The 26656-nt window shown below is 38.1% G+C and carries 29 protein-coding genes; all 29 read right to left on the bottom strand.

Annotated features, from left to right (window positions below):
• Positions 1-2 precede the first annotated feature (2 nt).
• The 29 genes from dxr to ftsY all read right to left on the bottom strand — a co-directional run bounded on the left by dxr (position 3) and on the right by ftsY (position 26644).
• Positions 3-1145, bottom strand: a complete 1143-nt coding sequence (dxr, locus tag AC4QJR_RS08940) for a 1-deoxy-D-xylulose-5-phosphate reductoisomerase (RefSeq protein ID WP_098571690.1) — start codon at positions 1143-1145, stop codon at positions 3-5.
• 34 nt (positions 1146-1179) lie between these two features.
• Positions 1180-1974, bottom strand: a complete 795-nt coding sequence (locus AC4QJR_RS08935) for a phosphatidate cytidylyltransferase (RefSeq protein WP_098571689.1) — start codon at positions 1972-1974, stop codon at positions 1180-1182.
• A 24-nt stretch (positions 1975-1998) separates the two neighbouring features.
• Positions 1999-2775 (bottom strand): undecaprenyl pyrophosphate synthase, encoded by a 777-nt coding sequence (gene uppS, locus AC4QJR_RS08930; protein WP_496525920.1) that lies wholly within the window; start codon positions 2773-2775, stop codon positions 1999-2001.
• A gap of 267 nt (positions 2776-3042) precedes the next feature.
• Entirely contained in the window at positions 3043-3600 is a 558-nt protein-coding gene (gene frr, locus AC4QJR_RS08925) for a ribosome recycling factor (RefSeq protein ID WP_098571687.1), read from the bottom strand.
• On the bottom strand, positions 3600-4325 hold the full coding sequence (gene pyrH, locus AC4QJR_RS08920; protein WP_098571686.1) for a UMP kinase: 726 nt from the start codon (positions 4323-4325) through the stop codon (positions 3600-3602). The genes frr and pyrH overlap by 1 nt, the downstream gene beginning before the upstream one ends.
• 106 nt (positions 4326-4431) lie before the next feature.
• Positions 4432-5313 carry a translation elongation factor Ts gene (gene tsf / locus AC4QJR_RS08915; protein ID WP_098571685.1) on the bottom strand — a complete coding sequence of 294 codons (882 nt, stop codon included), beginning with the start codon at positions 5311-5313 and terminating at the stop codon, positions 4432-4434.
• Between the two features lie 140 nt (positions 5314-5453).
• Positions 5454-6158 carry a 30S ribosomal protein S2 gene (rpsB, locus tag AC4QJR_RS08910; RefSeq protein WP_098571684.1) on the bottom strand — a complete coding sequence of 235 codons (705 nt, stop codon included), beginning with the start codon at positions 6156-6158 and terminating at the stop codon, positions 5454-5456.
• A gap of 198 nt (positions 6159-6356) precedes the next feature.
• The gene (gene codY / locus AC4QJR_RS08905; protein WP_496525919.1) at positions 6357-7136 is read right to left on the bottom strand and encodes a GTP-sensing pleiotropic transcriptional regulator CodY; all 780 of its coding nucleotides are present in this window, start codon (positions 7134-7136) and stop codon (positions 6357-6359) included.
• 122 nt (positions 7137-7258) lie between these two features.
• On the bottom strand, positions 7259-8662 hold the full coding sequence (hslU, locus tag AC4QJR_RS08900) for an ATP-dependent protease ATPase subunit HslU (protein WP_496525918.1): 1404 nt from the start codon (positions 8660-8662) through the stop codon (positions 7259-7261).
• An 18-nt stretch (positions 8663-8680) separates the two neighbouring features.
• Positions 8681-9223 carry an ATP-dependent protease subunit HslV gene (gene hslV, locus AC4QJR_RS08895; RefSeq protein ID WP_088086376.1) on the bottom strand — a complete coding sequence of 181 codons (543 nt, stop codon included), beginning with the start codon at positions 9221-9223 and terminating at the stop codon, positions 8681-8683.
• 184 nt (positions 9224-9407) lie between these two features.
• On the bottom strand, positions 9408-10715 hold the full coding sequence (gene trmFO / locus AC4QJR_RS08890) for an FADH(2)-oxidizing methylenetetrahydrofolate--tRNA-(uracil(54)-C(5))-methyltransferase TrmFO (protein WP_496525917.1): 1308 nt from the start codon (positions 10713-10715) through the stop codon (positions 9408-9410).
• A gap of 197 nt (positions 10716-10912) precedes the next feature.
• Positions 10913-12991 carry a type I DNA topoisomerase gene (topA, locus tag AC4QJR_RS08885; protein WP_496525916.1) on the bottom strand — a complete coding sequence of 693 codons (2079 nt, stop codon included), beginning with the start codon at positions 12989-12991 and terminating at the stop codon, positions 10913-10915.
• 346 nt (positions 12992-13337) lie between these two features.
• Positions 13338-14225, bottom strand: coding sequence for a DNA-processing protein DprA (gene dprA / locus AC4QJR_RS08880; RefSeq protein ID WP_098571680.1), 888 nt, complete (start codon positions 14223-14225; stop codon positions 13338-13340).
• 87 nt (positions 14226-14312) lie between these two features.
• On the bottom strand, positions 14313-15215 hold the full coding sequence (gene sucD, locus AC4QJR_RS08875; protein ID WP_098571679.1) for a succinate--CoA ligase subunit alpha: 903 nt from the start codon (positions 15213-15215) through the stop codon (positions 14313-14315).
• Between the two features lie 22 nt (positions 15216-15237).
• On the bottom strand, positions 15238-16398 hold the full coding sequence (sucC, locus tag AC4QJR_RS08870) for an ADP-forming succinate--CoA ligase subunit beta (protein WP_251456099.1): 1161 nt from the start codon (positions 16396-16398) through the stop codon (positions 15238-15240).
• Between the two features lie 309 nt (positions 16399-16707).
• Positions 16708-17475 carry a ribonuclease HII gene (gene rnhB / locus AC4QJR_RS08865; protein ID WP_496526644.1) on the bottom strand — a complete coding sequence of 256 codons (768 nt, stop codon included), beginning with the start codon at positions 17473-17475 and terminating at the stop codon, positions 16708-16710.
• Between the two features lie 91 nt (positions 17476-17566).
• Positions 17567-18472: an L-serine ammonia-lyase, iron-sulfur-dependent, subunit alpha gene (sdaAA, locus tag AC4QJR_RS08860; RefSeq protein ID WP_251456101.1), complete on the bottom strand. Its 906-nt coding sequence runs from the start codon at positions 18470-18472 to the stop codon at positions 17567-17569.
• Between the two features lie 32 nt (positions 18473-18504).
• The gene (gene sdaAB, locus AC4QJR_RS08855) at positions 18505-19167 is read right to left on the bottom strand and encodes an L-serine ammonia-lyase, iron-sulfur-dependent subunit beta (protein WP_496525915.1); all 663 of its coding nucleotides are present in this window, start codon (positions 19165-19167) and stop codon (positions 18505-18507) included.
• A gap of 121 nt (positions 19168-19288) precedes the next feature.
• Positions 19289-20152 (bottom strand): ribosome biogenesis GTPase YlqF, encoded by an 864-nt coding sequence (gene ylqF / locus AC4QJR_RS08850; RefSeq protein WP_098571675.1) that lies wholly within the window; start codon positions 20150-20152, stop codon positions 19289-19291.
• A 65-nt stretch (positions 20153-20217) separates the two neighbouring features.
• Entirely contained in the window at positions 20218-20778 is a 561-nt protein-coding gene (gene lepB / locus AC4QJR_RS08845) for a signal peptidase I (RefSeq protein WP_098571674.1), read from the bottom strand.
• A 219-nt stretch (positions 20779-20997) separates the two neighbouring features.
• Positions 20998-21342, bottom strand: coding sequence for a 50S ribosomal protein L19 (rplS, locus tag AC4QJR_RS08840; protein WP_026566443.1), 345 nt, complete (start codon positions 21340-21342; stop codon positions 20998-21000).
• 145 nt (positions 21343-21487) lie between these two features.
• Complete coding sequence (trmD, locus tag AC4QJR_RS08835) at positions 21488-22231, bottom strand: tRNA (guanosine(37)-N1)-methyltransferase TrmD (RefSeq protein ID WP_496525914.1); 744 nt, start codon at positions 22229-22231, stop codon at positions 21488-21490.
• Positions 22228-22746 carry a ribosome maturation factor RimM gene (rimM, locus tag AC4QJR_RS08830; protein WP_098571672.1) on the bottom strand — a complete coding sequence of 173 codons (519 nt, stop codon included), beginning with the start codon at positions 22744-22746 and terminating at the stop codon, positions 22228-22230. The genes trmD and rimM overlap by 4 nt, the downstream gene beginning before the upstream one ends.
• A 4-nt stretch (positions 22747-22750) precedes the next feature.
• Positions 22751-23146, bottom strand: a complete 396-nt coding sequence (locus tag AC4QJR_RS08825) for a YlqD family protein (protein ID WP_098571671.1) — start codon at positions 23144-23146, stop codon at positions 22751-22753.
• Positions 23147-23230: 84 nt separating this feature from the next.
• The gene (locus AC4QJR_RS08820; RefSeq protein WP_026566439.1) at positions 23231-23461 is read right to left on the bottom strand and encodes a KH domain-containing protein; all 231 of its coding nucleotides are present in this window, start codon (positions 23459-23461) and stop codon (positions 23231-23233) included.
• 10 nt (positions 23462-23471) lie between these two features.
• On the bottom strand, positions 23472-23744 hold the full coding sequence (rpsP, locus tag AC4QJR_RS08815; protein ID WP_088086361.1) for a 30S ribosomal protein S16: 273 nt from the start codon (positions 23742-23744) through the stop codon (positions 23472-23474).
• Between the two features lie 119 nt (positions 23745-23863).
• Positions 23864-25216 carry a signal recognition particle protein gene (ffh, locus tag AC4QJR_RS08810; protein WP_496525913.1) on the bottom strand — a complete coding sequence of 451 codons (1353 nt, stop codon included), beginning with the start codon at positions 25214-25216 and terminating at the stop codon, positions 23864-23866.
• Between the two features lie 12 nt (positions 25217-25228).
• A complete protein-coding gene (locus tag AC4QJR_RS08805) occupies positions 25229-25561 on the bottom strand; it encodes a putative DNA-binding protein (protein ID WP_098571669.1) in 333 nt (110 codons plus the stop codon).
• Between the two features lie 96 nt (positions 25562-25657).
• Positions 25658-26644 (bottom strand): signal recognition particle-docking protein FtsY, encoded by a 987-nt coding sequence (gene ftsY, locus AC4QJR_RS08800; protein WP_098571668.1) that lies wholly within the window; start codon positions 26642-26644, stop codon positions 25658-25660.
• Positions 26645-26656: the final 12 nt, after the last annotated feature.

Genomic DNA, 26656 nt, shown 5'->3' with positions numbered 1-26656 from the left:
TTTTATAGAAGTGAACGTACATAATCTCTTGTTTCTGTATCTATCTCTTGGATTGCTGCTAAGCTAGGGTGATCCACGATTTGGTGAGTAGTTAATGCCTTTTCAATCAAATCTTCAATTTGCAAGAAATGGATTTTTCCCGCTAGAAATGCTGCAACGGCCACTTCATTTGCCGCATTCAATACCGTAGGCATCGAACCCCCTTTTTTTCCTGCTTCATAGGCAAACCCTAGACAGCGAAATCTTGCAACATCCATTTCCTGAAAATGCAATTTCCCAATACTTGCTAAATCCAAACGTTTTGATGTAGGTAATGCTAAGCGATCGGGATAGGTAAGAGCAAATTGGATAGGTACGCGCATATCTGGTGTACCTAATTGGGCAATTATACTGCTATCATGGAATTCAACCATTGAATGGATGATGCTTTCTTTATGAAGCAGTACATCAATCTTTTCATATGGCATATTAAAGAGCCAGTGAGCTTCAATTACTTCCAAACCTTTATTCATCATCGAGGCCGAATCAATGGTGATTTTGGCTCCCATTGACCAATTTGGATGGTTTAAAGCTTGTTCGACGGTAACATTTTTCAATTCTTGCCGAGTTCGATCACGAAAGCTTCCACCAGAAGCAGTAAGAATTAATCTTTCAATATTTTTTTCTTTCTCCCCCTGCAAGGCTTGAAAAATGGCAGAATGCTCACTATCGACAGGTAGGAGTGGAACATTATTTCTTTTAGCAGCATCAATTACTAAATGGCCAGCAGTTACAAGAGTTTCTTTATTAGCAATAGCAATGATTTTCCCACTCTCGATCGCTTGCAGCGTTGGGTTTAAACCCACACTTCCAATAACAGCATTGACAAGGATATCTGCCTTTTCATAAACGGCAGCCTCAATAAGTCCTTCCTGACCAAATGTAAACTTAATATTAGGGAATTCTGCTTTTAATGTATGACAATCCTGATAGTCTTGTACAGAAACAAGCTCAGGTTGAAACTCAACAATAAATTTTCGAGCCAAATCAATATTTTTCCCAACAGAAATAGCTGTCACTCTAAATTCGGATGGATGCTCACGAATAATATCTAACGTTTGAGTGCCGATTGATCCTGTCGCACCCAATAAATTAATCTTTTTCAATAAGGTCAACTCCTAAATGTGAAGCACATACGCTTTATACCCAAAGGTGAAACAGATGAAGCAAGGGCCAAACAAATAATAGGCTGTCAAATCGGTCAAGAATCCCTCCGTGACCTGGCAAGATATTCCCAGAGTCTTTAACATGGAAATGACGCTTAAAAGCAGATTCAACTAAGTCACCAATTTGTCCGAAAATAGATAGAACAACTGTAATTCCCATTAATGATAAGAGACCGACATTGATGTCAGAAAAGATTGCAAAGAGAACTGCAACCAAAACAGCACAAACAACACCGCCAATTGATCCTTCCACTGTTTTATTGGGGCTAATTTCCGGCCAAAGCTTTGTCTTTCCAAGGGCCTTTCCAATAAAATATGCACCTGAATCGGTAGCCCAAATCATAAATAAAGAATACAAGATAAAAACGAGGCCGCCGTCTTGTCTTGTTTCGAAGAAAAAGTAAAAACCAATCCCTACATAAATAGCAGACAAAATGGAAAATGAAACATCTTCAAATGTAAATTGATTCTTGGTTATGACTGTAAAAGTAAGTAACAAAAAAATTAAAGCAATACATATCTCCACTTTTGAATAATAAAAGGAATCCAATATGTGATAATACTCCTCAGGAAAAAGCAGCACCCAAAGAAATAAAACAGTCAAAACACCATTTACAGAAAAAATATTAATTTTTTTCATTTTCAATAATTCATATAAACCGATCGTCGCTAAAAAGTAGGTTAACAATACCATTGGAAACCCGCCAAAGTAAACGATGGGTAAAAAAAGTGCAGCTGCGATGACTCCTGTTATGATTCTTTGCTTCATTTAATTTTCAACACCTTTGTTGTACTATATACCACCAAACCGACGCTGTCGTTTTTGAAATGTTTCTATTGCTTCCAGTAAATGTTCCTCACTAAAATCTGGCCATAACACATCGGTAAACCAAAATTCTGAGTAAGCTAACTGCCAAAGCATAAAGTTACTTAAGCGGATTTCACCACTCGTTCGGATTAATAAGTCTGGATCAGAAAAGTCGGCGGTCATTAGATAGGAAGAAAAGACCTTATCATCTAAGTCTGACTCTTTTAGTTTACCACTTTTGCTATCTTTTAAGACCTTCTTAACAGCATCAAGTATTTCTGCTCTACTCCCATAATTTAAAGCAAAATTGAGGACTAACCCGTTGTTATCCTTTGTATCATCAATAGCTTTTTCAATTGCACGCAGTGTATGTGGGGGAAGTTGATCTTTGTAACCCATCATTTTCACCTGTACATTTTCTGAAATCAAATCCGGAAGAAAAGTACCTAAAAACTCATCAGGAAGACTCATTATATACTCCACTTCATTTTTTGGTCTTTTCCAATTTTCAGTCGAAAACGCATATAATGTTAACGTCTTAATTCCAAGTTCATTGGCTAACTTCGTGGTTTTTCGGACGACTTTCATACCTTCGTGATGACCAGCAATCCTTGGTAATGCCCGTTTTTTAGCCCAACGCCCGTTTCCATCCATAATAATCGCCACATGTTCAGGAACAGGCAATTTTTTTATTTCATCTATTTTATTTCGGAGTGTGGAAGAGGTATTTCGGTTCTTCCCAAGCCTTATTTTATTAAACATGACATTGCTCCTCTAATTAGTTAATCATTTCCTCCGAAAATAAATCATCAATCAATTCCATTGAAGCGTGTGTTGTTATGTAATGGACATTTCGGGGTAGCATGTTTTTATCATACCAAAAAAGCATTAAGATATCTCTATTAATTAACTTATGTAAAATAAAAGGAATTAAGAATTATTTTCAGACAACTTTCAAAATCCCTCAATTGGAATTATTTACGTAATAAAATAGTGAAAAACCCCCTATGCAGAGGGTTCTATAATAAATTATACTTCCAAAATTTCTTTTTCTTTATCTTTTGTAATTTGATCAATTTTACTAATATACTCGTCAGTAAGCTTTTGAATATCATCAGAATGACCGCGAAGAGCATCCTCAGTAATTTCACCGTTCTTCTCAAGCTTTTTCAAATCATCATTTCCGTCACGACGGATATTACGGACAGCTACTTTAGCTTCTTCTGAATACTTTTTAACTAACTTGACCAGTTCTTTACGACGCTCCTCAGTTAACTGTGGAATCGCAAGGCGGATAACCGTTCCATCATTACTAGGATTTAATCCTAAATCGGATTTGAGAATAGCTTTCTCAATATCACCAAGAATGGATTTATCATACGGTTGTATTACAATCAGCCTTGCTTCAGGTGTGGTAATTCCAGCCATTTGATTGACAGGGGTTGGTGCACCATAGTAATCAATTGTAATCCTATCTAATAATGAAGCACTTGCTCTTCCCGCTCGAATACTTGCAAGTTCACGTGAATATGACTGAATCGCTTTTGTCATACGATCTTTTGTCGCAGCAATGACCTGTTTTGGCATTAATGTTTCCCCCTAACAATTGTTCCTATCTTTTCACCCATAACAGCGCGTTTAATATTGCCCTGCTCCATAATTGAGAATACAATCAATGGAATATCATTGTCCATACATAATGAAGAGGCAGTTGAGTCCATAACTGCTAATCCTTCTTTAAGCACATCAAGGAAGGACAAATCTTCATATTTAGTTGCGTTTGCATCCAAACGAGGGTCTGCAGAGTAAACACCATCGACATTATTTTTAGCCATCAGGATCACTTCAGCATCAATTTCCGCTGCTCGGAGTGCTGCTGTTGTATCAGTTGAGAAGTATGGATTCCCAGTACCAGCTGCAAAAATTACCACTCGTTTTTTCTCTAAATGTCTAATCGCACGACGTCTAATATAAGGTTCAGCTACTTGACGCATTTCGATAGAAGTTTGCACTCTTGATTCAATTCCTAAATGCTCTAAACTATCCTGTAAGGCTAAGGAATTCATTACCGTTGCAAGCATCCCCATATAATCAGCAGTTGCCCGATCCATTCCCATTTCACTGCCAATTTTACCACGCCAAATGTTACCGCCGCCAACCACAACAGCAACTTCGACACCAAGTTCCGCTATTTCTTTCACTTGAATAGCAATCGATTTGATCACAGAAGGTTTAATTCCAAAGCTCTCATCACCTGCTAGTGCTTCTCCGCTCAACTTTAATACAACGCGTTTGTACTTAGGACCGTTCATATAAACCTCCATTTATGTATTAATACTTTTTAAAAAAGGGAACACACAGTGTCCCCTATTTAATAACTATTTCGTAATATTCCCTTTTGCTCAAGAATATTTCAGATTATTTTTTAATTTGATTCATTACTTCTTCTGCAAAGTTATCTTCACGTTTTTCAATGCCTTCTCCTACTTCGTAACGAACGAATTCACGGATTGTAGCACCTTTTGATTCAACAAATTGACGTACTTTTTGATCAGGGTTTTTAACAAAAGTTTGATCAAGGACACATACATCTTCAAAATATTTTCCTAGGCGGCCTTCAACCATTTTTTCAACGATCTTTTCAGGCTTTCCTTCGTTTAGAGCTTGTTGAGTTAATACTTGACGCTCGTGCTCTACTTCGTCTTGTGAAACTTGATCACGGGAAACATATTTCGGCTTAAGTGCAGCAATATGCATAGAAACATCTTTTGCAGCATCTGCATCTGTAGTACCTTCAAGAACAGATAACACAGAAATACGGCCACCCATATGAATGTAAGCACCAAATGCATCGTTATCAGTTTTTGATAAAACTGTAAAACGGCGAAGTGTTAATTTTTCACCAATCTTCGCAATCGCAGCATTGATATGGTCTGCTACAGTCACGCCATTTTCCATTGTTTGTGCAGATGCTTCTTCAACAGATGCTGGGTTGTTTTTTAGAAGATGTGCAGCTAATTCTTTAACAAGTGCCTGGAACGCTTCGTTTTTCGCAACGAAATCAGTTTCAGAGTTTACTTCTAGGATAACTGCATTGTTTCCTTCAGTAACAACATATGTTAACCCTTCTGCAGCGATACGGTCACCTTTTTTAGCCGCAGATGCAATTCCTTTTTCGCGTAAGAAGTCAATTGCTTTTTCCATATCACCATTAGTTTCAGTTAATGCTTTTTTACAATCCAACATACCTGCACCAGTTTTTTCACGTAATTCTTTTACCATTTGAGCAGTAATTGCCATAATGTAAATTCCTCCTTTATTTTTCTATGTATCCATATCTTAGCCAATGACAGCTAATATAAAACTTTCTTAAAAAAACCTTCTTAAAAAAAGGTGATAAAGGGTCTCCCTCTTATCACCTTTTCATTCAATCACTTAAATTAAGCTTGAACAGCTACTTCTTCACCTTGTTTTGCTTCAAGGATTGCATCAGCCATTTTACCAGTTAAAAGCTTAACCGCACGGATCGCATCGTCATTCGCAGGAATAACAACATCGATTTCGTCTGGATCGCAGTTTGTATCAACGATACCAACGATTGGAATGTTTAATTTCTTAGCTTCCGCAACAGCGATACGCTCTTTACGAGGATCAATGATGAATAGTGCATCTGGAAGTTGTTTCATGTCTTTAATTCCGCCTAGGAATTTTTCAAGACGTTCTTGTTCCTTCTTCAATTGTACTACTTCTTTCTTAGGTAGTACTTCGAAAGTACCGTCTTCTGACATTCTTTCAATATCTTTTAAGCGGCCAATACGCTTTTGAATTGTTTCAAAGTTTGTTAGTGTACCACCTAACCAACGTTGGTTAACATAGTACATACCAGAACGGCCTGCTTCTTCTTTAACAGAATCTTGAGCTTGTTTCTTTGTACCAACAAAAAGTACAGTTCCGCCGTTACCAGCAAGGTCCTTAACCCAGTTATAAGCTTCTTCAACTTTTTTAACTGTTTTTTGTAGGTCAATGATATAGATACCGTTACGCTCTGTGAAGATATATTTCTTCATTTTTGGATTCCAACGGCGTGTTTGGTGTCCAAAGTGTACACCAGCTTCAAGCAATTGCTTCATAGAAATTACTGACATGATTTTTTTCCTCCTAATGGTTTGTTTTCCTCCGCTCACTTCATTTCTAAACAGAAACTGTCATTAACAGCACCATCTGTTTAAATCAATGAGCGTGTGTATTAACACCATGAAATAATATAGCATATGTGGTAATAACAATCAAGCATTACTTTTCTAAAAAAACAAATTCCCTAGCTCAGCTAGGGAATAGTTTAATTAATTTGCTCTTAGTTTATCTAATTCAATTAAGAACTTATCATTTAAGACTTTGATATATGTTCCTTTCATACCAAGTGAACGTGATTCAATTACCCCAGCACTCTCAAGCTTTCTTAAAGCGTTAACGATAACTGAACGGGTAATTCCAACACGGTCTGCAATTTTAGATGCAACTAATAACCCTTCACGGCCATTCAGTTCTTCAAAAATATGCTCAATCGCTTCAAGCTCACTATATGATAATGAACTAATCGCCATTTGAACAACGGCTTTACTTCTTGCTTCTTCTTCAATTTCTTCTGATTTTTCACGGAGAATTTCCATTCCTACAACTGTTGCCCCATATTCTGCAAGGATTAAATCTTCATCATGGAATTTCGCTTCTAATCTTGCAAGAATGAGTGTTCCAAGACGCTCCCCTCCACCAATAATCGGCACAATTGTGGTTAATCCTGTACGGAATAAATCTCCATTTTCCACTGGAAAAGCAGTATATTGGCTTTCAATATCAAGGTTAGAAGATGTTTCTTGAATATTAAATAAGCCCTTTGTATATTCTTCAGGAAATTGACGATCCTCAAACATTTTTTTCATTCTTTCGTTTTCAATTTGCTGATAAATTGAAAAACCAAGAAGCTTCCCGCGACGGCTGACAATATACACATTTGCTTCGATTGTTTCGCTCAATGTCTCGGACATTTCCTTAAAATTAACTGGTTTTCCAGCCGCCTTTTGCAATAATACGTTAATTCTTCTAGTTTTTGTAAGTAAATCCATCTGTTTCTTCCTCCTAAGTAACTACAACCATTATTAAATTTTAATCAAGCATAATTTCTACATTTTAGGTATCTAATAAATGAACACCGCTTCCAAAATTTTCATAAAACAAATGTTCACTTTTATAGGATAAATTGACTTAAATCTTTGTTTTTCGAAATAGCACCAAGTTTATCATCTACATACTGTGGTGTAATAGTAACTTTCTCCATCGAAATATCAGGTGCCTCAAAAGATAAATCTTCTAAAAGCTTTTCAAGTATGGTATGAAGACGTCTTGCACCAATATTGTCTGTATTTTGATTTACTTCATATGCCACTTCAGCAATTCTACGAATAGCATCGTCAGAAAATTCAATTTGTATACCTTCGGTTTCCAATAATGCTTGATATTGCTTTATTAGTGCATTATCAGGTTCGATTAAGATCCTGAAAAAATCTTCCACAGTCAATTTCGTTAATTCAACACGAATCGGGAAGCGCCCTTGAAGCTCCGGAATTAAATCTGAAGGTTTGGCCATGTGAAATGCACCGGCTGCAATAAATAAAACATGATCTGTTTTTACTGAACCATATTTTGTTACAACTGTTGAACCTTCAACCACAGGTAAAATATCTCGTTGGACACCTTCTCTTGATACATCTGCTGAAGATCCTCCAGAGTTCTTGCTAGCAATTTTATCAATCTCATCTATGAAAATGATTCCATTTTGTTCCGCACGATAGATTGCTTCAGACGATACTTCATCCATATCAATTAGCTTAGAAGCCTCTTCACTAGTTAACACCTTTCTAGCTTCACGAACAGTCAATTTGCGCTTTTTGCGTTTTTTAGGCATAAAGCTGCTTAATGCATCTTGCATATTCATTCCCATTTGTTCAATCCCTGAGCCTTGAAGCATATCAAACATGGATGGTGTTTGCTCTTCTACTTCCACTGTAACGATTTCTTCCTCAAGCTGCCCTAATGCTAATTTTTCTTTCACAATTTTTCTTTTTTCTGTGATCGAATAATCTTCTTGCTGAGCTTCTGTATCTGTAGACGGATTGCCACTGCCAAAGAGCATCTCAAGAGGATTTTTAAAATTATTTGCTTTCTTAGCGGACGGAACTAGTAAATCGACCAGTCGGCTGTTTGCATTTTCCTCAGCCCGTTCCTTCACATTTTGCATTCGTTCTTCTTTCACTAAACGTACAGAGGTTTCAGCAAGATCTCTAACCATGGATTCAACATCACGCCCAACATAGCCCACTTCCGTAAACTTGGTAGCCTCAACTTTAATAAAAGGAGCGCCGACAATTTTAGCAATTCTTCTGGCAATTTCCGTTTTACCCACGCCAGTTGGCCCGATCATCAAAATATTTTTAGGGATAATTTCATCCCTAAGTTTTTCATTTAACAATCCTCTTCTGAATCGATTCCTAAGGGCAACAGCCACTGCTTTTTTGGCATCCTTTTGTCCAATGATATATTGATCAAGTTTTTCAACGATTTGACGAGGGGTTAAATTAGTGGTTCTTCCCATAATATAAGTCTCCTTCCGTTATAGCTCTTCCACAATAATGTTATGGTTGGTATACACACATATTTCTGCCGCTATTTCTAAAGAAGCTTTCGCTATTTCCTTTGCAGACAAGTGGTCTCCTGAGTATTTCTTTAAGGCACGGCCAGCGGATAACGCATAGTTACCACCCGAGCCAATCGCTAGAATTCCATCATCAGGTTCGATTACTTCTCCAGTTCCTGATACAAGCAGTAAATATTCACGATTCATAACAATTAGCATTGCTTCAAGCTTCCTGAGCACTTTATCGCTTCTCCACTCTTTAGCAAGCTCTACCGCTGCTCTCTGAAGGTTTCCGTTAAATTCCTCTAATTTTCCCTCAAATAGTTCAAAAAGGGTAAATGCATCTGCAACAGAACCGGCAAAACCAGCAAGTACTTTTCCATTAAATATCTTTCTTACTTTTCTTGCTGTGTGTTTCATCACTACCGCATTACCAAATGTCACTTGTCCATCACCTGACATTGAATATTCACCATTATGATGGATTGCAAATATCGTTGTCGCATGAAATTGGTTCATAAAGATGAACCTCCTTTTGGAGTGATTTCGATTTAATTTTCGCACAGATAATTATGTAACATGTGAAATTTCAATTTGTAAATACTCTATAATTAACTTTAAGAAAATATTCACATTTGTCATAATATTTTCTTCGCAAGGGCTACTAAATCGTAACATACTTCTAATTCCCTTGCAATAAACTTTACAAAACTTTCACAAAGTTCTGAATTGTTTCTAGCGCTCGATTTGCGTGCTGTAAATTTCTCTCTTGCTTTCCTTTAATTCTTACCGGCAGTTCGGGAAATAAACCAAAGTTTGCATTCATTGGCTGGAAATTCTTAGCGTTGGTAGTCGTAATATAATGCGCCATACTTCCAATCGCTGTTTCTTCCGGAAATTCAAGTGGATCCAATCCTTGGCTTAACCGCGCGGCATTTATTCCTGCGATTAACCCACTTGCCGCAGATTCAACATAGCCTTCTACCCCTGTCATTTGACCGGCAAAGAATAAATCTTCTCTGTTCCGGAATTGATAGGTCGCTTTTAAGACTTTTGGAGAATTGATAAACGTATTCCGGTGCATCACACCATAACGGATAATTTCTGCATTTTCTAAGCCAGGAATTAATTGAATGACTTCCTTTTGTGCGCCCCACTTTAAATGTGTCTGAAAACCGACAATATTAAAAAGTGTTCCAGCCGCATCATCTTGACGAAGCTGCACTACTGCAAAGGGCCTTTTTCCTGTTTTTGGATCCTCTAATCCTACTGGTTTTAACGGACCGAACAGCATCGTTTTCTTTCCACGTGACGCCATTACTTCGATGGGCATACACCCTTCAAAAAAAACTTCCTTTTCAAATTCTTTTACAGGAACTGTTTCAGCAGTGATTAGTGCGTCATAAAAACGGTTAAATTCTTCTTCAGTCATTGGACAGTTCAGGTATGCTGCTTCCCCTTTATCATAACGGGATTTTAAATAAACTTTTTCCATATCAATACTATCTTTTTCAAGTATTGGTGCAGCGGCATCGTAAAAATAAAGATATTCCTCACCTGTCAGCCCCTTAAGTTTTTCAGAAAGATCCGGACTTGTTAGCGGGCCAGTGGCAATAACTGTTATGCCCTCAGGAATTTCCGTAACTTCTTCATTTACTACCGTCACATTTTCATGATTTTTTACCATTTCAGTCACTTTAGCTGCAAATTCATGTCGGTCCACTGCTAGGGCACCCCCGGCAGGTACAGAACAAGCGTCAGCCGCCGCGATGATGACGGAATCAAGTTTTCTCATTTCTTCTTTTAATACACCTACTGCATTTGTTAATGTATTAGCACGCAAAGAATTACTGCAAACTAATTCTGCAAATTTATCTGTATGGTGGGCAGGAGTTTGCCTCACTGGTCTCATCTCATAAAGTCTTACTTTAACCCCGCGTTTTGCAATTTGCCATGCTGCTTCACTTCCTGCAAGACCAGCCCCAATTACATTTATAGTAGCATCCTTCATTTATTATCCTCCTAATATTAACCTTGGTTTATGTAAATGTGGAAAAGTTCACATACCTATCATTACCTTTCCCACAATTTAGTCCATCTTGCATTGTACTATACGAATGAAAAAGAAAAAAGTTTTAAGTAATGTGGAAATGTTTTTAATTATGATTAAAACAAAATGAAAAGAGTGGACTTTGTCCACTCTTCCCCCTAGTTTTGAGGTTCCTCTTTGTAATCACAACTAACACATTGAACTTGCACGCCTTTTTTTAATTTCTTTTCAACCAGCATGCCTTCACATTTAGGGCATTCCCTTGGAAGTGGTTTATCCCAAGAGATAAATTCACATGCAGGGTATTTAGTGCACCCGTAAAATAATCTCTTCTTCTTACTTTTACGCTCAATGATTTGTCCTTCTTTACAACTCGGGCAAGTTACTCCGATTTCTTTGACAATTGGTTTTGTATTCCTGCAATCAGGAAAATTGCTGCAAGCCATAAATTTCCCATACCGTCCCATTTTAAAGACCATAGGGTTCCCACAGTTCTCACAATCTTCCCCTGCAGGCTCATCTTTGATTTCAACCGATTGCATTTCTTCTTCAGCTTTTTTAAGATGAATTTCAAAATCTTGATAAAACTCATCGATAATATTGACCCAAGGGACCTTACCATCTTCGATATTATCTAAGCCCTGTTCCATTTTTGCTGTAAATTCGACGTCTAGAATATCTGGGAAAAACTCTAAAATTAACTCATCGATAATTTCACCAAGCTCGGTAGGTATAAATCTTTTATTATCGAGTGCTACATACCCCCGCTTTTGAATTGTGTCGAGGGTTGGTGCATATGTCGACGGACGGCCAATTCCCAGCTCTTCCAGTGTCTTAACCAATCTTGCCTCCGTATACCTTGGAGGTGGCTGAGTGAAGTGCTGCTTAGGCTCGATGTCCTTTTTAAATACTTCATCCCCAACTTTTAGATCTGGAAGCATTTTATCCTTTTCATCTACATTGTCATCTGAACCCTCAACATAAAGTTTCATAAAACCAGGAAACTTGATTTTTGAACCATTTGCTCGGAATAGAACATTCCCATTTTGCAAGTCTACACTCATAGTATCCATAACAGCTTGTGCCATTTGGCTCGCTAAAAACCGTTCCCAGATTAATTTATATAGACGCAGTTGATCTCTTGATAAAAATGATTTTAAGCTATTGGGATCTCTTAAAGTACTTGTCGGGCGAATCGCTTCATGTGCATCTTGGGCGTTCGATTGTTTCTTCTCTTTTCTTTGCTCATCTTTTAAATAATCTTCCCCATACTCTGAGCGGATGTACTCAGCAGCCTCGGTTTGTGCGACATCTGAGATCCTTGTTGAATCCGTTCTCATGTATGTAATCAGACCAACCGTTCCTTCTTTTCCAAGCTCAATCCCTTCATATAACTGCTGTGCAAGCATCATCGTTTTCTTAGCTCGAAAGTTTAATTTTCGGGCTGCTTCTTGTTGCAAAGATGAAGTTATAAAAGGTGGCGCAGGGTTTCTTTTTCGTTCTTTTTTTGTAACTGACATGACTTTAAACTTATTGTCATCCATTTGGCTTAGAATGCTTTGAACATCTTGTTCGGATTTAAGTTCAAATTTTTCTTTGCCTGCTAAGGAAAAATATTGGGCACTGAAATGGTCTTTTCCTTTTAAAAACTCGCCATCAATCGTCCAATATTCTTCTGGGACAAAGGCTTTGATTTCATTTTCTCGATCGATAATAAGACGGACAGCAACAGATTGAACTCGACCTGCACTTAAGCCTTTCTTTACCTTTTTCCAGAGAAGAGGACTGATATTATAGCCCACAAGCCGGTCGAGAATTCTACGTGCCTGCTGGGCATCCACCAAATCCATATTAATTGGACGTGGATGCTTAAAGGATTCTTTTATCGCATCTTTTGTTATTTCATTAAAAACAACTCGACAATCAGAACTAATGTCGACTGATAAACTATGGGCTAAATGCCATGCAATTGCTTCCCCTTCACGATCCGGGTCAGCTGCGAGATAAATTTTTTTCGCTTTTTTAGCTGCTGTTTTTAAATCTTTTAAAACAGGACCTTTTCCACGAATCGTTATATATTTTGGTTCATAGCTATTTTCTACATTAACCCCCATTTGGCTCCGTGGCAAATCGCGAATATGTCCCATTGAAGCTTTTACTTTATATTTATTTCCTAAATATCGTTCAATCGTTTTCGCTTTTGCCGGCGATTCAACGATTACAAGAAAATCAGCCATTTAAATATCCTCCTTAAGAGGGAAAGTGTAGAAGCGCCCCGATTCTGGCAAAATTTCTGTTTCTAAGGTGCTTTTCATGTGAGAAGCTTTCCTACATACCAGTTTTACCTAAAATGACCGGAGAAAATACTTTACAAAACTGCCCTATCCCAAAGTTTTTCTTTTATATGTGTTTTACATAATTATTTATTCCATGTGCAAATATTCTTTTTTTCGAACATCTGTTGGAAAATGTATAACAAATTAGAAATTATTGCAACCTTTTTAAGCTAATTTCTCCATTTATTCATAAAAACCTTTAAAAATAAACAATTTTTTCTTAAAAATTTATAGGTAATCTAGAGTTTTATCTAATTTCAACTAATATATCCTCCGCACCGGTTACCAGCTTTGCCCCTTGTTGAATTAGTTCATTTGCTCCGATTGAATAAGGGTTAAAAATGCTTCCAGGTAAGGAAAATACCTCTCTTCCCTCATTGACCGCAAAATTGGCGGTAATCAGAGAACCGCTTTTTCGCTTTGCTTCTATAATAAAGGTCCCCTTAGACAAACCACTAATGATTCGATTCCGCGATGGAAAATGCCATCTGAGCGGCTTAGTATCCGGGGGAAACTCTGAAAGAACAAGTTGATTTTTCATCATTTCTAAAGCTAAGTTCATATTTTCCTTTGGATAAATATGATAAAACCCACCTGCTATCACGGCAATAGTATTTCCACCATTTTTTATCGCATATTCATGTGCAAGTGCGTCAATCCCTCTTGCCAAACCACTTACTATAAGGATTCCCTTATCTATTAAACCAGGAAAAATCACTCGAATAGCATTTTTTCCATACTGGGTAGCCTGACGGGAACCAACTACGGCAAGTTTGGGGTCTTTTTCGAGGAGGGAGAGATCACCCTTGGCAAACAATGCCCATGGTGGTTGATAAATTTCTTTTAACAATGAAGGATATTCTTTATCTAGAATAGTGATCACAGCTATATCATTGGTTTCGTATTGGCGGATTTGATCTCGAATGATATCAGGATTAAATGAAGAGTTAGAAGAATTATCTGAAGAGTTACTTGAGGTACTAGGTGAAAATAAACTAGTCTGGTGTGGGAAATGGGTTTGGAATTTATAGACGTTTTTCAGGGTTGGGTCTTTTTTTAGCATTTGGAAAACGGTGCTCCAAGAAATATCTGGATAATGTAACAAAGAAATCAGTTTCTCCTTAAAGTCGTCCATTTTTAATAATTTCCTCCTTATAATTTTAGATTAGACAAATAGCCCCTCATTTATGAGGGACTGATTGTTAAACACTAGCAGTAAATATTAGTGTGTTTTACACTTTTCGTATAAACCTTGTTCTTTTAACACTTCAATTAAAGTTTCACCCATAACAGATGGAGTATCAGCAACTTTAATTCCGCACTCGTTCATGACACGAATCTTTTCATCTGCCGTACCTTTACCACCTGAAATAATCGCACCTGCATGGCCCATACGTTTCCCTGGAGGAGCTGTACGTCCACCGATGAAGCCGACTACAGGTTTTGTCATGTTCGCTTTCACCCATTCAGCTGCTTCTTCTTCAGCTGTACCGCCGATTTCACCAATCATGATGACAGCGTATGTTTCAGGATCTTCATTAAATGCTTTTAAAACATCGATGAAGTTTGTTCCATTCACAGGGTCTCCACCAATACCGACAGCAGTTGTTTGACCAATACCAGCTTGGGTTAATTGATGAACAGCCTCGTATGTTAATGTTCCAGAGCGGGATACAACACCAACATGTCCCTTTGTATGAATGTAACCAGGCATAATTCCGATTTTACATTCATCAGCAGTGATCACACCCGGGCAGTTTGGACCAACTAAGCGGGTCTTTTTGCCTTCCATATAACGTTTTACTTTTACCATATCTAAAACTGGAATATGTTCAGTGATACAAATGGCAAGATCCAACTCAGCATCGACAGCTTCGATAATCGCATCGGCAGCAAATGGTGCAGGTACGTAAATAACAGAAGCTGTAGCACCTGTTGCAACAACAGCATCTTTAACCGTATTAAAGACAGGAACGCCTTCTACTTCCATTCCGCCTTTACCTGGAGATGTCCCACCAACAATTTGTGTTCCATATTCAAGCATTTGTTTTGTATGAAAAAGGGCAGTTGAACCAGTAATCCCTTGAACAATAACTTTTGTATCTTTATTAATAAAAACGCTCACATTAATTCCCCTTTCTATGATCCTATTTCACTAATGAAACGATTTTTTGTGCGCCATCAGCCATGGATTCAGCAGCAATAATTTCAACAGTTGACTCGGCTAAGATTTTCTTACCTAATTCAACGTTTGTTCCCTCTAAGCGAACTACAAGCGGAACACTTAGACCAACCTGCTTAGCTGCTTCTACTACACCCTCAGCAATAACATCACACTTCATGATTCCACCAAAGATATTAACGAAAATACCTTTTACGTTTGGATCAGAAAGGATAATTTTGAATGCTTCTGTAACTTTCTCAGCTGTTGCGCCGCCCCCAACATCAAGGAAGTTAGCAGGGTCGCCGCCGTAATGTTTAATTATATCCATCGTTGACATAGCAAGACCTGCACCATTAACCATACAACCAATGTTTCCGTCTAAAGCAACATAGCTTAAGTCGTATTTAGATGCTTCGATTTCTTTTGCATCCTCTTCTTCAAGGTCACGATACTCAAGAACGTCTTTTTGACGATAAAGAGCATTCGAGTCAAAGTTTAATTTTGCATCAAGAGCCATTACCTTACCATCACCTGTAACAACAAGCGGATTAATTTCTGCGATGGAGCAATCTTTATCGATATATGCATTGTATAGCGCTGTCATAAATTTAACAGCTTGATTAATTAATTCTTTTGGAATATTAATATTGAATGCAATGCGACGTGCTTGATAAGGCTGTAAGCCTACAACCGGATCAATTTCTTCTTTGAAAATTTTCTCTGGAGTCTTTTCAGCAACCTCTTCAATTTCCGTACCGCCCTCTTCTGAAGCCATTAAAACAACTCGAGATGTCGCACGGTCTAATACTAGTCCAACATAGTATTCTTTTTTGATATCACAGCCTTCTTCAATAAGCAGGCGTTTCACTTCTTTACCTTCTGGACCTGTTTGGTGTGTTACTAAAGTTTTTCCGAGGATTTCGCTTGCATATGTACGAACCTCATCAAGGTTTTTTGCTACTTTAACACCGCCGGCTTTACCCCGTCCACCAGCATGGATTTGTGCTTTTACTACACAAACTTGTGTACCTAATTCTTTCGCTGCTTCCACTGCTTCCTCTACAGTGAACGCTACTTTTCCATTTGGAACCGCAACCCCGTATTTTCTGAGGATCTCTTTCCCTTGATACTCATGGATATTCATTTCCCATCCTCCTATTCAAACTCTTCTAAAAACTGACTCCGTTTTCATTTTATATAATGATACATACCTTGTCTACCATTATGCTAAAAAATTATATACTTCTTAGAAATACTCTAAATTGTCAATTATTTTTTTCGATTTCACACAGGAAGTTAGCACCTCATTTGGAATAAATTGTTTCCTAATATAATAATAAAAAACAAGCTTTGCCTGTTTTTTATTACAGACTGTCGACAAATCCGAAGGATTTCGGGTTTTAAATCGACAATCTTTTTTGTATGGCTACATTAAACTAGTCTGTTGATTTCCTTAAACAAAGTCTTTGACTGGTGCGAAGGTCTTTCTGTGATACGATGTAATTCCATGTTGTTTAATTGCATCGATATGTTCTTTCGTTCCATAGCCCATGTTTTGTTGAAATCCATAGACTGGATAGGTTTGTGAAATTTCCTTCATCAATGTATCTCTTGCTACTTTTGCTATAATCGATGCTGCAGCGATTGAAATACTTTTGGCGTCACCCTTAATAATAGATTCAGAGGGGAAGGGAATTTCAAGTTTCATTGCATCAATAAGTAAAAAGTCTGGTTTAGGTTCTAAAGATGCAATAGCAACATTCATTGCTTTTTTTGTCGCTTGATAAATATTCATTTCATCAATTTCCTGTGCATGAATCATAGAAATGCTGAAGGCAATGGATTCTTTTCTAATGATTGAATCGTATTCCAAACGTTTTTTTTCAGACAGCTTTTTAGAGTCGTCAATTCCTGCAAGAAAAAAGTCATGTGGCAAAATGACAGCCGCTGCAACCACTGGACCTGCAAGCGGTCCTCTTCCGACTTCGTCAACACCTGCAATCATTTCAAAACCTTTTAAACGCCATTTATGTTCATAAACATTCATTTCAGCAAATTTTTCTTTTAGCTGTTGTTTCTCGGCATATTTCTTTTTCCATCTATGTACCAACTGTTGAACACCTTTACGCTCATCTTGAAGAAGGTCCAATAAGAACGGATCAGATTCGATCACGATATTTTCTATTCGCTTTTCAATCTCTGCGATGGTTAATTGTTTCATTCTATCACCTGCAATTTCGATCTTATCATTTTCTATTAACAAGCAAAATAACACCCAATCTTTCATTCGCATTGGGTGTTATTCATACTTTTTAGGATAATACTAAGTCTTTTAATTTGAATGGTTTGTCATTTCCAAAAATTTCTTGTTCTAATCTTTTCCCTGTTGGAGTCGCTGCAAGTCCGCCTTCGGCTGTTTCTCTTAAAGCAGATGGCATGGATTGACCTATTAAAAACATAGCATGTATGACTTCGTCACATGGGATTCTACTTGTAATTCCCGCCAACGCCATATCTGCAGCTGTTATCGCATTAGATGCGCCCATTGCATTCCGTTTTACACAAGGAACCTCAACTAAACCAGCAACTGGATCACATACTAATCCAAGCATATTTTTCAAGGTGATCGCCATCGCCTCGGCTGCCTGCTTAGGCGAACCGCCTGCTAATTCAACAATCGCCGCAGCTGCCATTCCACTCGCTGAACCTACTTCTGCTTGGCATCCACCTGCAGCGCCTGAAATAGAGGCATTATTTGCGACTACGAAGCCGAATGCCGCTGCCGTAAATAAAAATTCTATCATTTCTTGGCGAGTTGGATTTAATTTTTCTTTTACTGCAAATAATGTTCCTGGTACTACGCCTGCTGAACCAGCTGTTGGTGTAGCACAAATCACACCCATCGCAGCGTTCACTTCATTAGTTGCCACAGCCTTACTAACGGCATCTAACAAAATCGTCCCCCCTAGGGCTCGGCCACTCTTAATATAGTTTTGAAGCAACACTGCGTCGCCGCCAGTTAGGCCTGTATGGGAGTGTACTCCCTTCAAACCTCTTTCCACCGCTTGTTCCATTACTGCTAAATTCCTATCCATTTTAGCTAGAACTTCTTCTCTAGAAAGTCCTGAAACTTCGATTTCTTGACGAATCATGATTTCTGCAATTTTAACTTGATTTTCCTCTGCAAGTTGCACAAGTTCCGCTACATTTCGAAACATATAAACACCTCCAGATGTGTCCTTAAGTCAATCTATTCAGCCATTCGAATGATTTGCGATACATTGGAAAGCTGTTGTAATTCCTCAATTACCCTGTTATCAATTTTTTGGTCCACTTCAATAACCATTAAAGCCATTTCACCTTTTTCTAAACGCGAAACTTCCATATGCCCTATGTTAATTTCATATTTTGATAACACACTTGTTACGGCTGAAATGATACCAAAACGGTCTTGATGTATAACTAATATTGCAGGGTGTTCACCCGAAAGTTTCAATGGGAATGAATTTAATTCAGTTATCTCGATCGTTCCACCGCCAATTGAAATCCCAACGAGTTCAAGTTCGTTATCTTCATGATACAAATTTATTTTCACGGTATTAGGGTGATCTGTTACTGCCACTTCAGTACAAAAGATCACCTCTAACCCCATTTCTTTTGCAATATCCAAGGATTTTGGCATTCGTTCATCAAATGTATCTAAATCCAACAGTCCAGCCACAATGGCAAAGTCTGTTCCGTGTCCTTTATAGGTTTTTGCAAATGAACCGTACAATGAGATGACTGCTTTCTTTGGCAGCTGACCGAATAAGGTTCTTGCTACACGGCCAATTCGAGCTGCGCCTGCGGTATGAGAGCTTGATGGTCCAATCATGACTGGACCAATAATATCAAATGCAGATCGATATTTCATTTAGGATGCTCCTTTATTTTCTATACAATTATATTACAAGATATAAGGCAAAATAGCCTTCGATAAATACTGGGAAAAATCCATAAAAAAGACTCTCCGTCGGGAGAGTAAAAACTAATTCTTATTCAGTAATAATATCATCAGGTCGTTCAAATGTTATCCGGCCAAATTTCTCTGACCTAATTTCCTTGATGACTAGTTCAGATACTTTATCATAATCAACGATACCTCCAGCTGCAAGGCATCCGCGCAATACACCTATTTTATCAAACATCTCGACAACATCGTCAGGAAGAGTTTCAAGATTGTAACGCTCCTTTAAGCGCTCAGGATATTCTCTTTCTAAAAACCTAAGTACATAAACCGTGAGATCTTGGAGGTTCAGTAGTGTATCTTTGATTGCTCCGGTAACGGCCAGTTTTTTGCCAACTTCTTGGTCCTCAAACTTTGGCCATAATATTCCCGGCGTGTCTAGAAGTTCCATTTCCTTACCTACTTTAATCCATTGTTGGGCTTTGGTAACACCTGGAGTATTACCCGTTTTAGCGATATTTTTCTTCGCTAACCGATTAATCAAAGTCGATTTACCGGCATTAGGAATTCCTACTATCATTGCTCGAATCGCCCGTGGATTCGTTACCCCTCTTGCTCTGAGACGGTCAAATTTTTCTTTTAATATTTCTTGTGAAGCTTGCGCAATATCTCTCATACCTTCCCCAGCCTGGGAGTTAATTGCTAGTGCTTTAATTCCTTTTTCGGCAAAGAAGTTTATCCATTCCTTAGTTGCATCCCGATCAGCCATATCTGCTTTATTTAACAAAACAAGCCTTGGCTTATGCTGAATAATTTCATCAATCATTGGATTTCTCGAAGAGTAGGGAATCCTCGCATCCACCAATTCAAATATAATATCAACTAACTTTAACTTTTCTGTAACCTCTCTGCGAGCCTTAGCCATATGGCCTGGAAACCATTGGATTGTCATGACCCGGCCACCTCCTCTAAAAGCTTAAGCGCCTTGATCAAGGCGCTGTAACTGTGTAGTAAAATCTATTTCACTGATACAATATGGGCATCATTTAATGGCCAATAAACGAAACTTGTTTTACCAATAATTTTATCATAAGAAATGGTCCCAATATGGCGACTATCTTTACTGAAGCGACGATTGTCACCCATGACAAACAATTCACCTTTTGGAACGGTTTTACGACCAACAGCTGTTTCATCCAAGGTAAATGGATCGGTTAACGGTCCATCCTCAACTTCTTTTTTATATTTATCCAAATATGGCTCTTTATACGCTTTTCCATTAACATATAATGTATCATCTTTATACTCAATGGTGTCGCCGGGCAGTCCAATTACGCGTTTTATATAATCCTTTTGCTCAGGAGCATGAAAGACAATGATATCAAACCGCTTTGGCTCCCCAATATTATAACTAAACTTATTTACTATCATTCGATCCTGATCCTTCAATGTAGGCATCATCGATAACCCATCGACAACAATTGGAGCAAATAAAAAGTATCGAATAACAGCAGCTAAGATAACTGCAATCAAAAGGGCCTTTGTCCATTCCCAGAGTTCATTTTTCTTTTTTGTCATCGCAATCCCCGCCAATCTCAGTAAAAAAATGTTTTATAAAGCTTATTTTACATAACTTCAACAAATTTAACACGATGGGAACATATTTTTTAATCAAACTTTAATAATTTGTTAAAAAACAAGCAATAAATTGGTTAACTCCAAATATATCGTTAAGGGTTTCAAATCAATATACATAAAAAAAGAGCCTGCTTTCGAGCAAGCTCTTTTTCTCTTCTATTATCGGATCTCTTTAATTCTTGCTTTTTTACCGCGAAGGTTACGCAAGTAGTAAAGCTTAGCACGGCGAACTTTACCGCGACGAAGTACTTCTAGCTTCGCAATTTTTGGTGTGTGTACTGGGAAAGTACGCTCAACGCCTACTCCGTAAGAAATTTTACGAACTGTAAAAGTTTCGCTAATTCCACCACCACGACGCTTAATCACAACACCTTCAAATAACTGAATACGCTCACGAGTACCCTCGACAACCTTAACGTGTACACGTACAGTGTCACCAGGACGGAAAGCAGGAAGATCAGTACGAAGTTGTTCTTTTGTGATTTCTTCAATCAATTTTTGCATCGTTTTCAACTCCTTCCAACAGACGCTCATGCACATCAAACTTCTAAATCCATTGCAGCGGAACATCGTTATAAGACTACAATCTGATAGGTATCAGCTCAAGTCACAAGAAGTATCATACCATAATTACTAGACACGCGCAATACTACTTGTATTCTTTTTTTATTTCTTTAAGCCATTTTTCCTGCTCATCAGTTAATTCCATTTTCTCGAAAAGGTCTGGTCGTCTTAAAAATGTTCGACGTAATGCTTCTTTATTGCGCCATTCTTCTATTAACTTATGATTCCCTGACATTAGGACTTCAGGAACCTTCAGGCCGCGAAAATCCGCTGGTCTTGTGTAGTGAGGATGCTCTAACAGTCCCGTACTGAAGGAATCTTTCATATGTGATTCCTGATTGCCTAGCACCTCTGGCAGAAGTCGGACAACACTATCAACTACCACCATTGCACCAAGTTCACCACCAGTCAGGACATAATCGCCAATCGAGATTTCATCTGTTACCACATGTTCTCTTATTCGTTCATCGTATCCCTCATAATGACCGCAAATAAATATTAAATGCTCTTCTTTTGCCAGTTCCTCTGCTTTTCGCTGTTCGTAGCGTTCACCTTGAGGGCAAAGCAGAATGACCCTTGGGTTCTTACTTTTAGCATTATCCTTCAGTGCTGATACGGCATCAAAGATCGGCTGTGGTTTTAGAACCATCCCAGCACCGCCGCCATAGGGATAATCATCAACAGTAGAATGTTTGTTATCTGCATACTCACGAAAATTTATCACATTGTAACTGACTGCAGATTTTTCAGCAGCTTTATTCAAAATTGATTGACCAAATACCCCAGAAAACATTTCTGGGAAAAGGGTAAGGATATCAATCTGCATCATGAAAGCAGCCCTTCCATCGGTTCAATTAAGACGACTTTTTCTTTCACATCTACTTTCTTGACCACATCATGGATATAAGGGATGAGTATTTCTTTGCCTCCCTTACCTTTAACCACCCAGACGTCATTGGCACCAGGAGATAAAATTTCAGAGACTTTTCCAAGTTCTTCTCCTCTTGTTGTAGCAACAAGACATCCTATAATCTCATGGTAATAAAATTCATCTTTCTTAAGTGTACCTAATTGGGATTCAGGAACCTTCAAAATTCCTTCTCTGAACTTTTCTACTTCATTGATATTGTTATACCCTTCAAATGTAAGTAATTCAAAATTTTTATGAGTTCGATGGCTTTTGACTGTTAATTCAATCGGCGAACTTGAACCCGGCATAAACAAATATAAAACATTACCAGCCTTATAGCGTTTTTCAGGGAAATCAGTCTTTGATATGACCCGGACTTCCCCCTTAATTCCCTGTGTGTTAACAATTTTCCCGACATTAAACCATTTTTCCATTTCATTATTCACCTTCTCTAATTTCCTCAATTATACCGTCTTTAATGATAATCTCAGGCTGTCCTGTGCGTTCATTCCAGGAATCGCCTATTTTCACTTCAATGAGTGCTTGTACTTCCTTTTCCTTTAATTCACTGCCTAAAGGTAGCATATGTAATTGTTCGATTTGAAAGTCAAGAAGCTTTTCTTTTTCTAAACGTTTACTGATTTCTTTTTCAAAATGAGCCTTCAACGCTTGAGGTGAAAAATTTTTGGTTTTTTCCATCCGCTTCAATTCAAATTGAAGCTGACTGTTTTCCCGTTGAAGCTGTAGTTTTTTAGCCTCATATTGATGGAATAATTTTTTCTTACTATTTTCAGTTAGAATTTGTTTAACCACAACAGTTTGAATGATTTGCAAAGAAAGGGCCTCCCTTACGTCTTCACATTCGTATGCAAAAAAAGGGAGGAATTAATTCCCCCCCTTTCTTCTAGGTGCAAAAAGCTATTCACCAATTTCTAGAAAAATTTTCTTTTGTTGTGATGATCCTGCTGCATAAACAACAGTTCTAATGGCCTTTGCAACACGCCCTTGTTTACCAATCACTTTCCCCATATCTGTTTTATTCACAGACAGCTGATAAGTAATCCGGGTGTCGTCTTCCTTAACATCCACATGGACGTCTTCTGGAAAATCTACAAGGGGCTTAACAATCGTTTCGACTAATTGTTTCATCGTCGACCTTTTACTTACTTAATTTTGCATTATGGAATTTTTCCATGATGCCTTGGTTAGAGAAAAGGTTACGAACTGTATCAGATGGTTTTGCACCGTCTTGTAACCATTTAAGAGCTAGTTCTTCGTTGATGTCAACTTTTGCTGGTTGTGCAACTGGATTATAAGTTCCAACAACCTCGATGTAACGTCCATCACGTGGTGAACGAGAATCTGCTACTACGATACGATAGAAAGGAGTTTTGTTAGCTCCCATACGTTTTAAACGAATTTTAACTGCCATTTTAAAAAAGCACCTCCGAATAGTTTCACACAAGATAGTATAATATCAATTCTTTTATAGTTTGTAAAGTGTTTTTTCTTTACATACAGTATTACCAATTTTTTTAAAAACAAAACAAGTTAGAATGGATTAAATGGGAACTTAAATCCACCTTTTTTCTTACCTTTTTGCTGCATTCCAGTCATTTGTTTCATCATTTTTTTCATGTCATCAAACTGCTTCAACAAACGGTTTACTTCTGTTACAGAACGACCGCTGCCCTTAGCAATCCGGTTTTTCCGTTTCGCGTTCATGATTTCAGGGTTCGTTTTTTCAGCCATCGTCATTGAACGAATGATTGCTTCTACATGGGAAATTTGTTTTTCATCAATTTGAAGATTATTTAATCCCTTGATTTTGTTTGCACCAGGCATCATCTTTAATAATTCGTCAAGCGGTCCTAAATTACGGACTTGACCAAGTTGATCCAAAAAATCTTCGAGCGTAAAAGACGCTGTCCGCATTTTTTGTTCCAACTCTTTTGCTTTTTCTTCATCTACATTAGCCTGTGCTTTTTCAATCAACGTAAGCACGTCACCCATACCAAGGATTCTAGATGCCATCCGTTCAGGGTGAAACGGTTCAAGAGCGTCTAACTTTTCACCTAAACCGACAAATTTAATCGGTGTTTGGGTAACTGCGCGAATTGATAACGCAGCTCCACCCCTGGTATCGCCGTCCAACTTGGTTAATACAACACCAGTTAGACCGAGCTGTTCATTAAAGCTTTGAGCAACATTGACCGCGTCTTGACCAGTCATGGCATCGACAACTAAGAAGATTTCATCAGGCTTTGTCAATTCTTTAATGTCTTTTAACTCACCCATTAATGCTTCATCCACATGAAGTCGACCAGCTGTATCAATAAGGACATAATCATTATGATCTTCTTTTGCTTTTGCAATTGCCTGCCTAGCAATCTCTACTGGGCTTACTTGATCACCGAGTGAGAAAACGGGCATGTCCAATTGTTTACCAAGAGTTTCAAGCTGTTTAATGGCAGCAGGTCGGTAAATATCGGCAGCAACAAGCAATGGCTTGCGGTTATACTTTTTGCGAAGTAAATTAGCAAGTTTGCCTGAAGTTGTCGTTTTACCAGCACCCTGTAAACCGACCATCATAATGACAGTAGGGGGACGATTCGATGCAGCGATTTTGCTTTGTTCTCCACCCATTAATTCCGTTAATTCTTCATTAACGATTTTAATAATTTGCTGTCCTGGTGTTAAGCTTTTCAGTACTTCCTGCCCAACGGCACGTTCACTGACTTTTTTCACAAAATCTTTAACTACCTTAAAGTTTACGTCTGCTTCTAGTAAAGCGAGACGCACTTCCCGCATCATTTCTTTAACATCCGCTTCTGAGACTTTCCCTTTTCCACGGATTTTCTGAATTGTATTCTGCAGTCGGTCGGCTAATCCTTCAAATGCCATTCATGCCGCCTCCTAATCTAAATTCTCCAACTCGGCAACAGCTTCTAGCATTGCCTGCTTTGAAGGGTCGTCCTCGTTAAGCAATTCTTTCACATTTCTTAAAAGTTTACTACGCTCTTGAAATTTATGAAATAACAGCAGCTTTTCTTCATACTCCTCGAGCATTGTCTCAGTCCGCTTAATATTATCATAAACGGCTTGTCGACTGACATCATACTCTTCGGCTATTTCTCCTAATGAGAAATCATCTAAATAATAGAGAGACATATAGCTTTGCTGCTTAGGTGTTAACAACGAATGATAAAAATCATAAAGATAATTCATTCGTGTTGTCTTTTCAAGCATGCCAATCCCCTCCAACACGTATGTTAAGTGAAAAGCCTTTACATAAGTAGTTTACAGGGTCAGACATTATCTGTCAAGATAATCCCTTTACATCACCTATTCGGTTTGTTCAATTTCATTCGCAAATAAGCCATATACATATTTCTCTGCATCAAATTCCTGAAGGTCATCCATTTTTTCCCCCAGACCAACAAATTTCACAGGTATTTTTAATTCATTGCGAATCGCAAGGACGATTCCACCTTTTGCTGTTCCATCCAATTTTGAAAGGACAATTCCACTTACATTTGTCACTTCTTTAAATGTTTTTGCCTGGATTAACGCATTTTGACCTGTTGTTGCATCTAAGACTAGGATTACTTCATGCGGCGCACCAGGAACTTCTTTTTCGATGACACGCTTAACCTTCTCTAGCTCTTTCATCAGGTTTACTTTGTTTTGCAAACGTCCAGCAGTGTCACATAACAAAATATCGGATTTCCGTGATTTTGCTGCCTGAATTGCGTCATACATAACGGCTGCAGGATCTGATCCTTCTGCTTGCTTGATGACGTCAACACCTACTCTTTCTCCCCAGACTTCTAGTTGTTCGATTGCACCTGCACGGAAGGTATCACCTGCTGCCAATAGTACTTTCTTTCCTTCATTTTTAAATTTGTAGCCTAATTTTCCAATCGTGGTGGTTTTCCCCACACCATTAACCCCAACAAATAGGATAACAGTTAGACCGTCCTCTTGAATGTTTAATTTGGAGGATTGCTCCTCACCCGCATTATAGATATCAACCAGTTTCTCGGAAATTACGCTTTGAACTTCTCGAGGGTCTTGAATGTTCCTGCGTTTGACCTCCATTTTTAACTCTTCAATTAGTTTCATGACCGTATCAAAACCGACATCGGCCTGAATCATTATTTCTTCTAATTCCTCAAAGAAGTCTTCATCCACTTTACGGTATCTTGCAACTAGATCATTTACTTTTCCTGAAAAATTATTTCTTGTCTTCGTAAGACCTTCCTTAAACTTCTCTGTAACCGTATCGGTTGATTTAGTGATTTTTTCTTTTAACTTTTTAAAAAAACTCATTTTATCACTTCC

Source organism: Neobacillus sp. BP17 (assembly GCF_059579525.1).
This window is presented reverse-complemented; position numbering and strand designations above follow the sequence as displayed.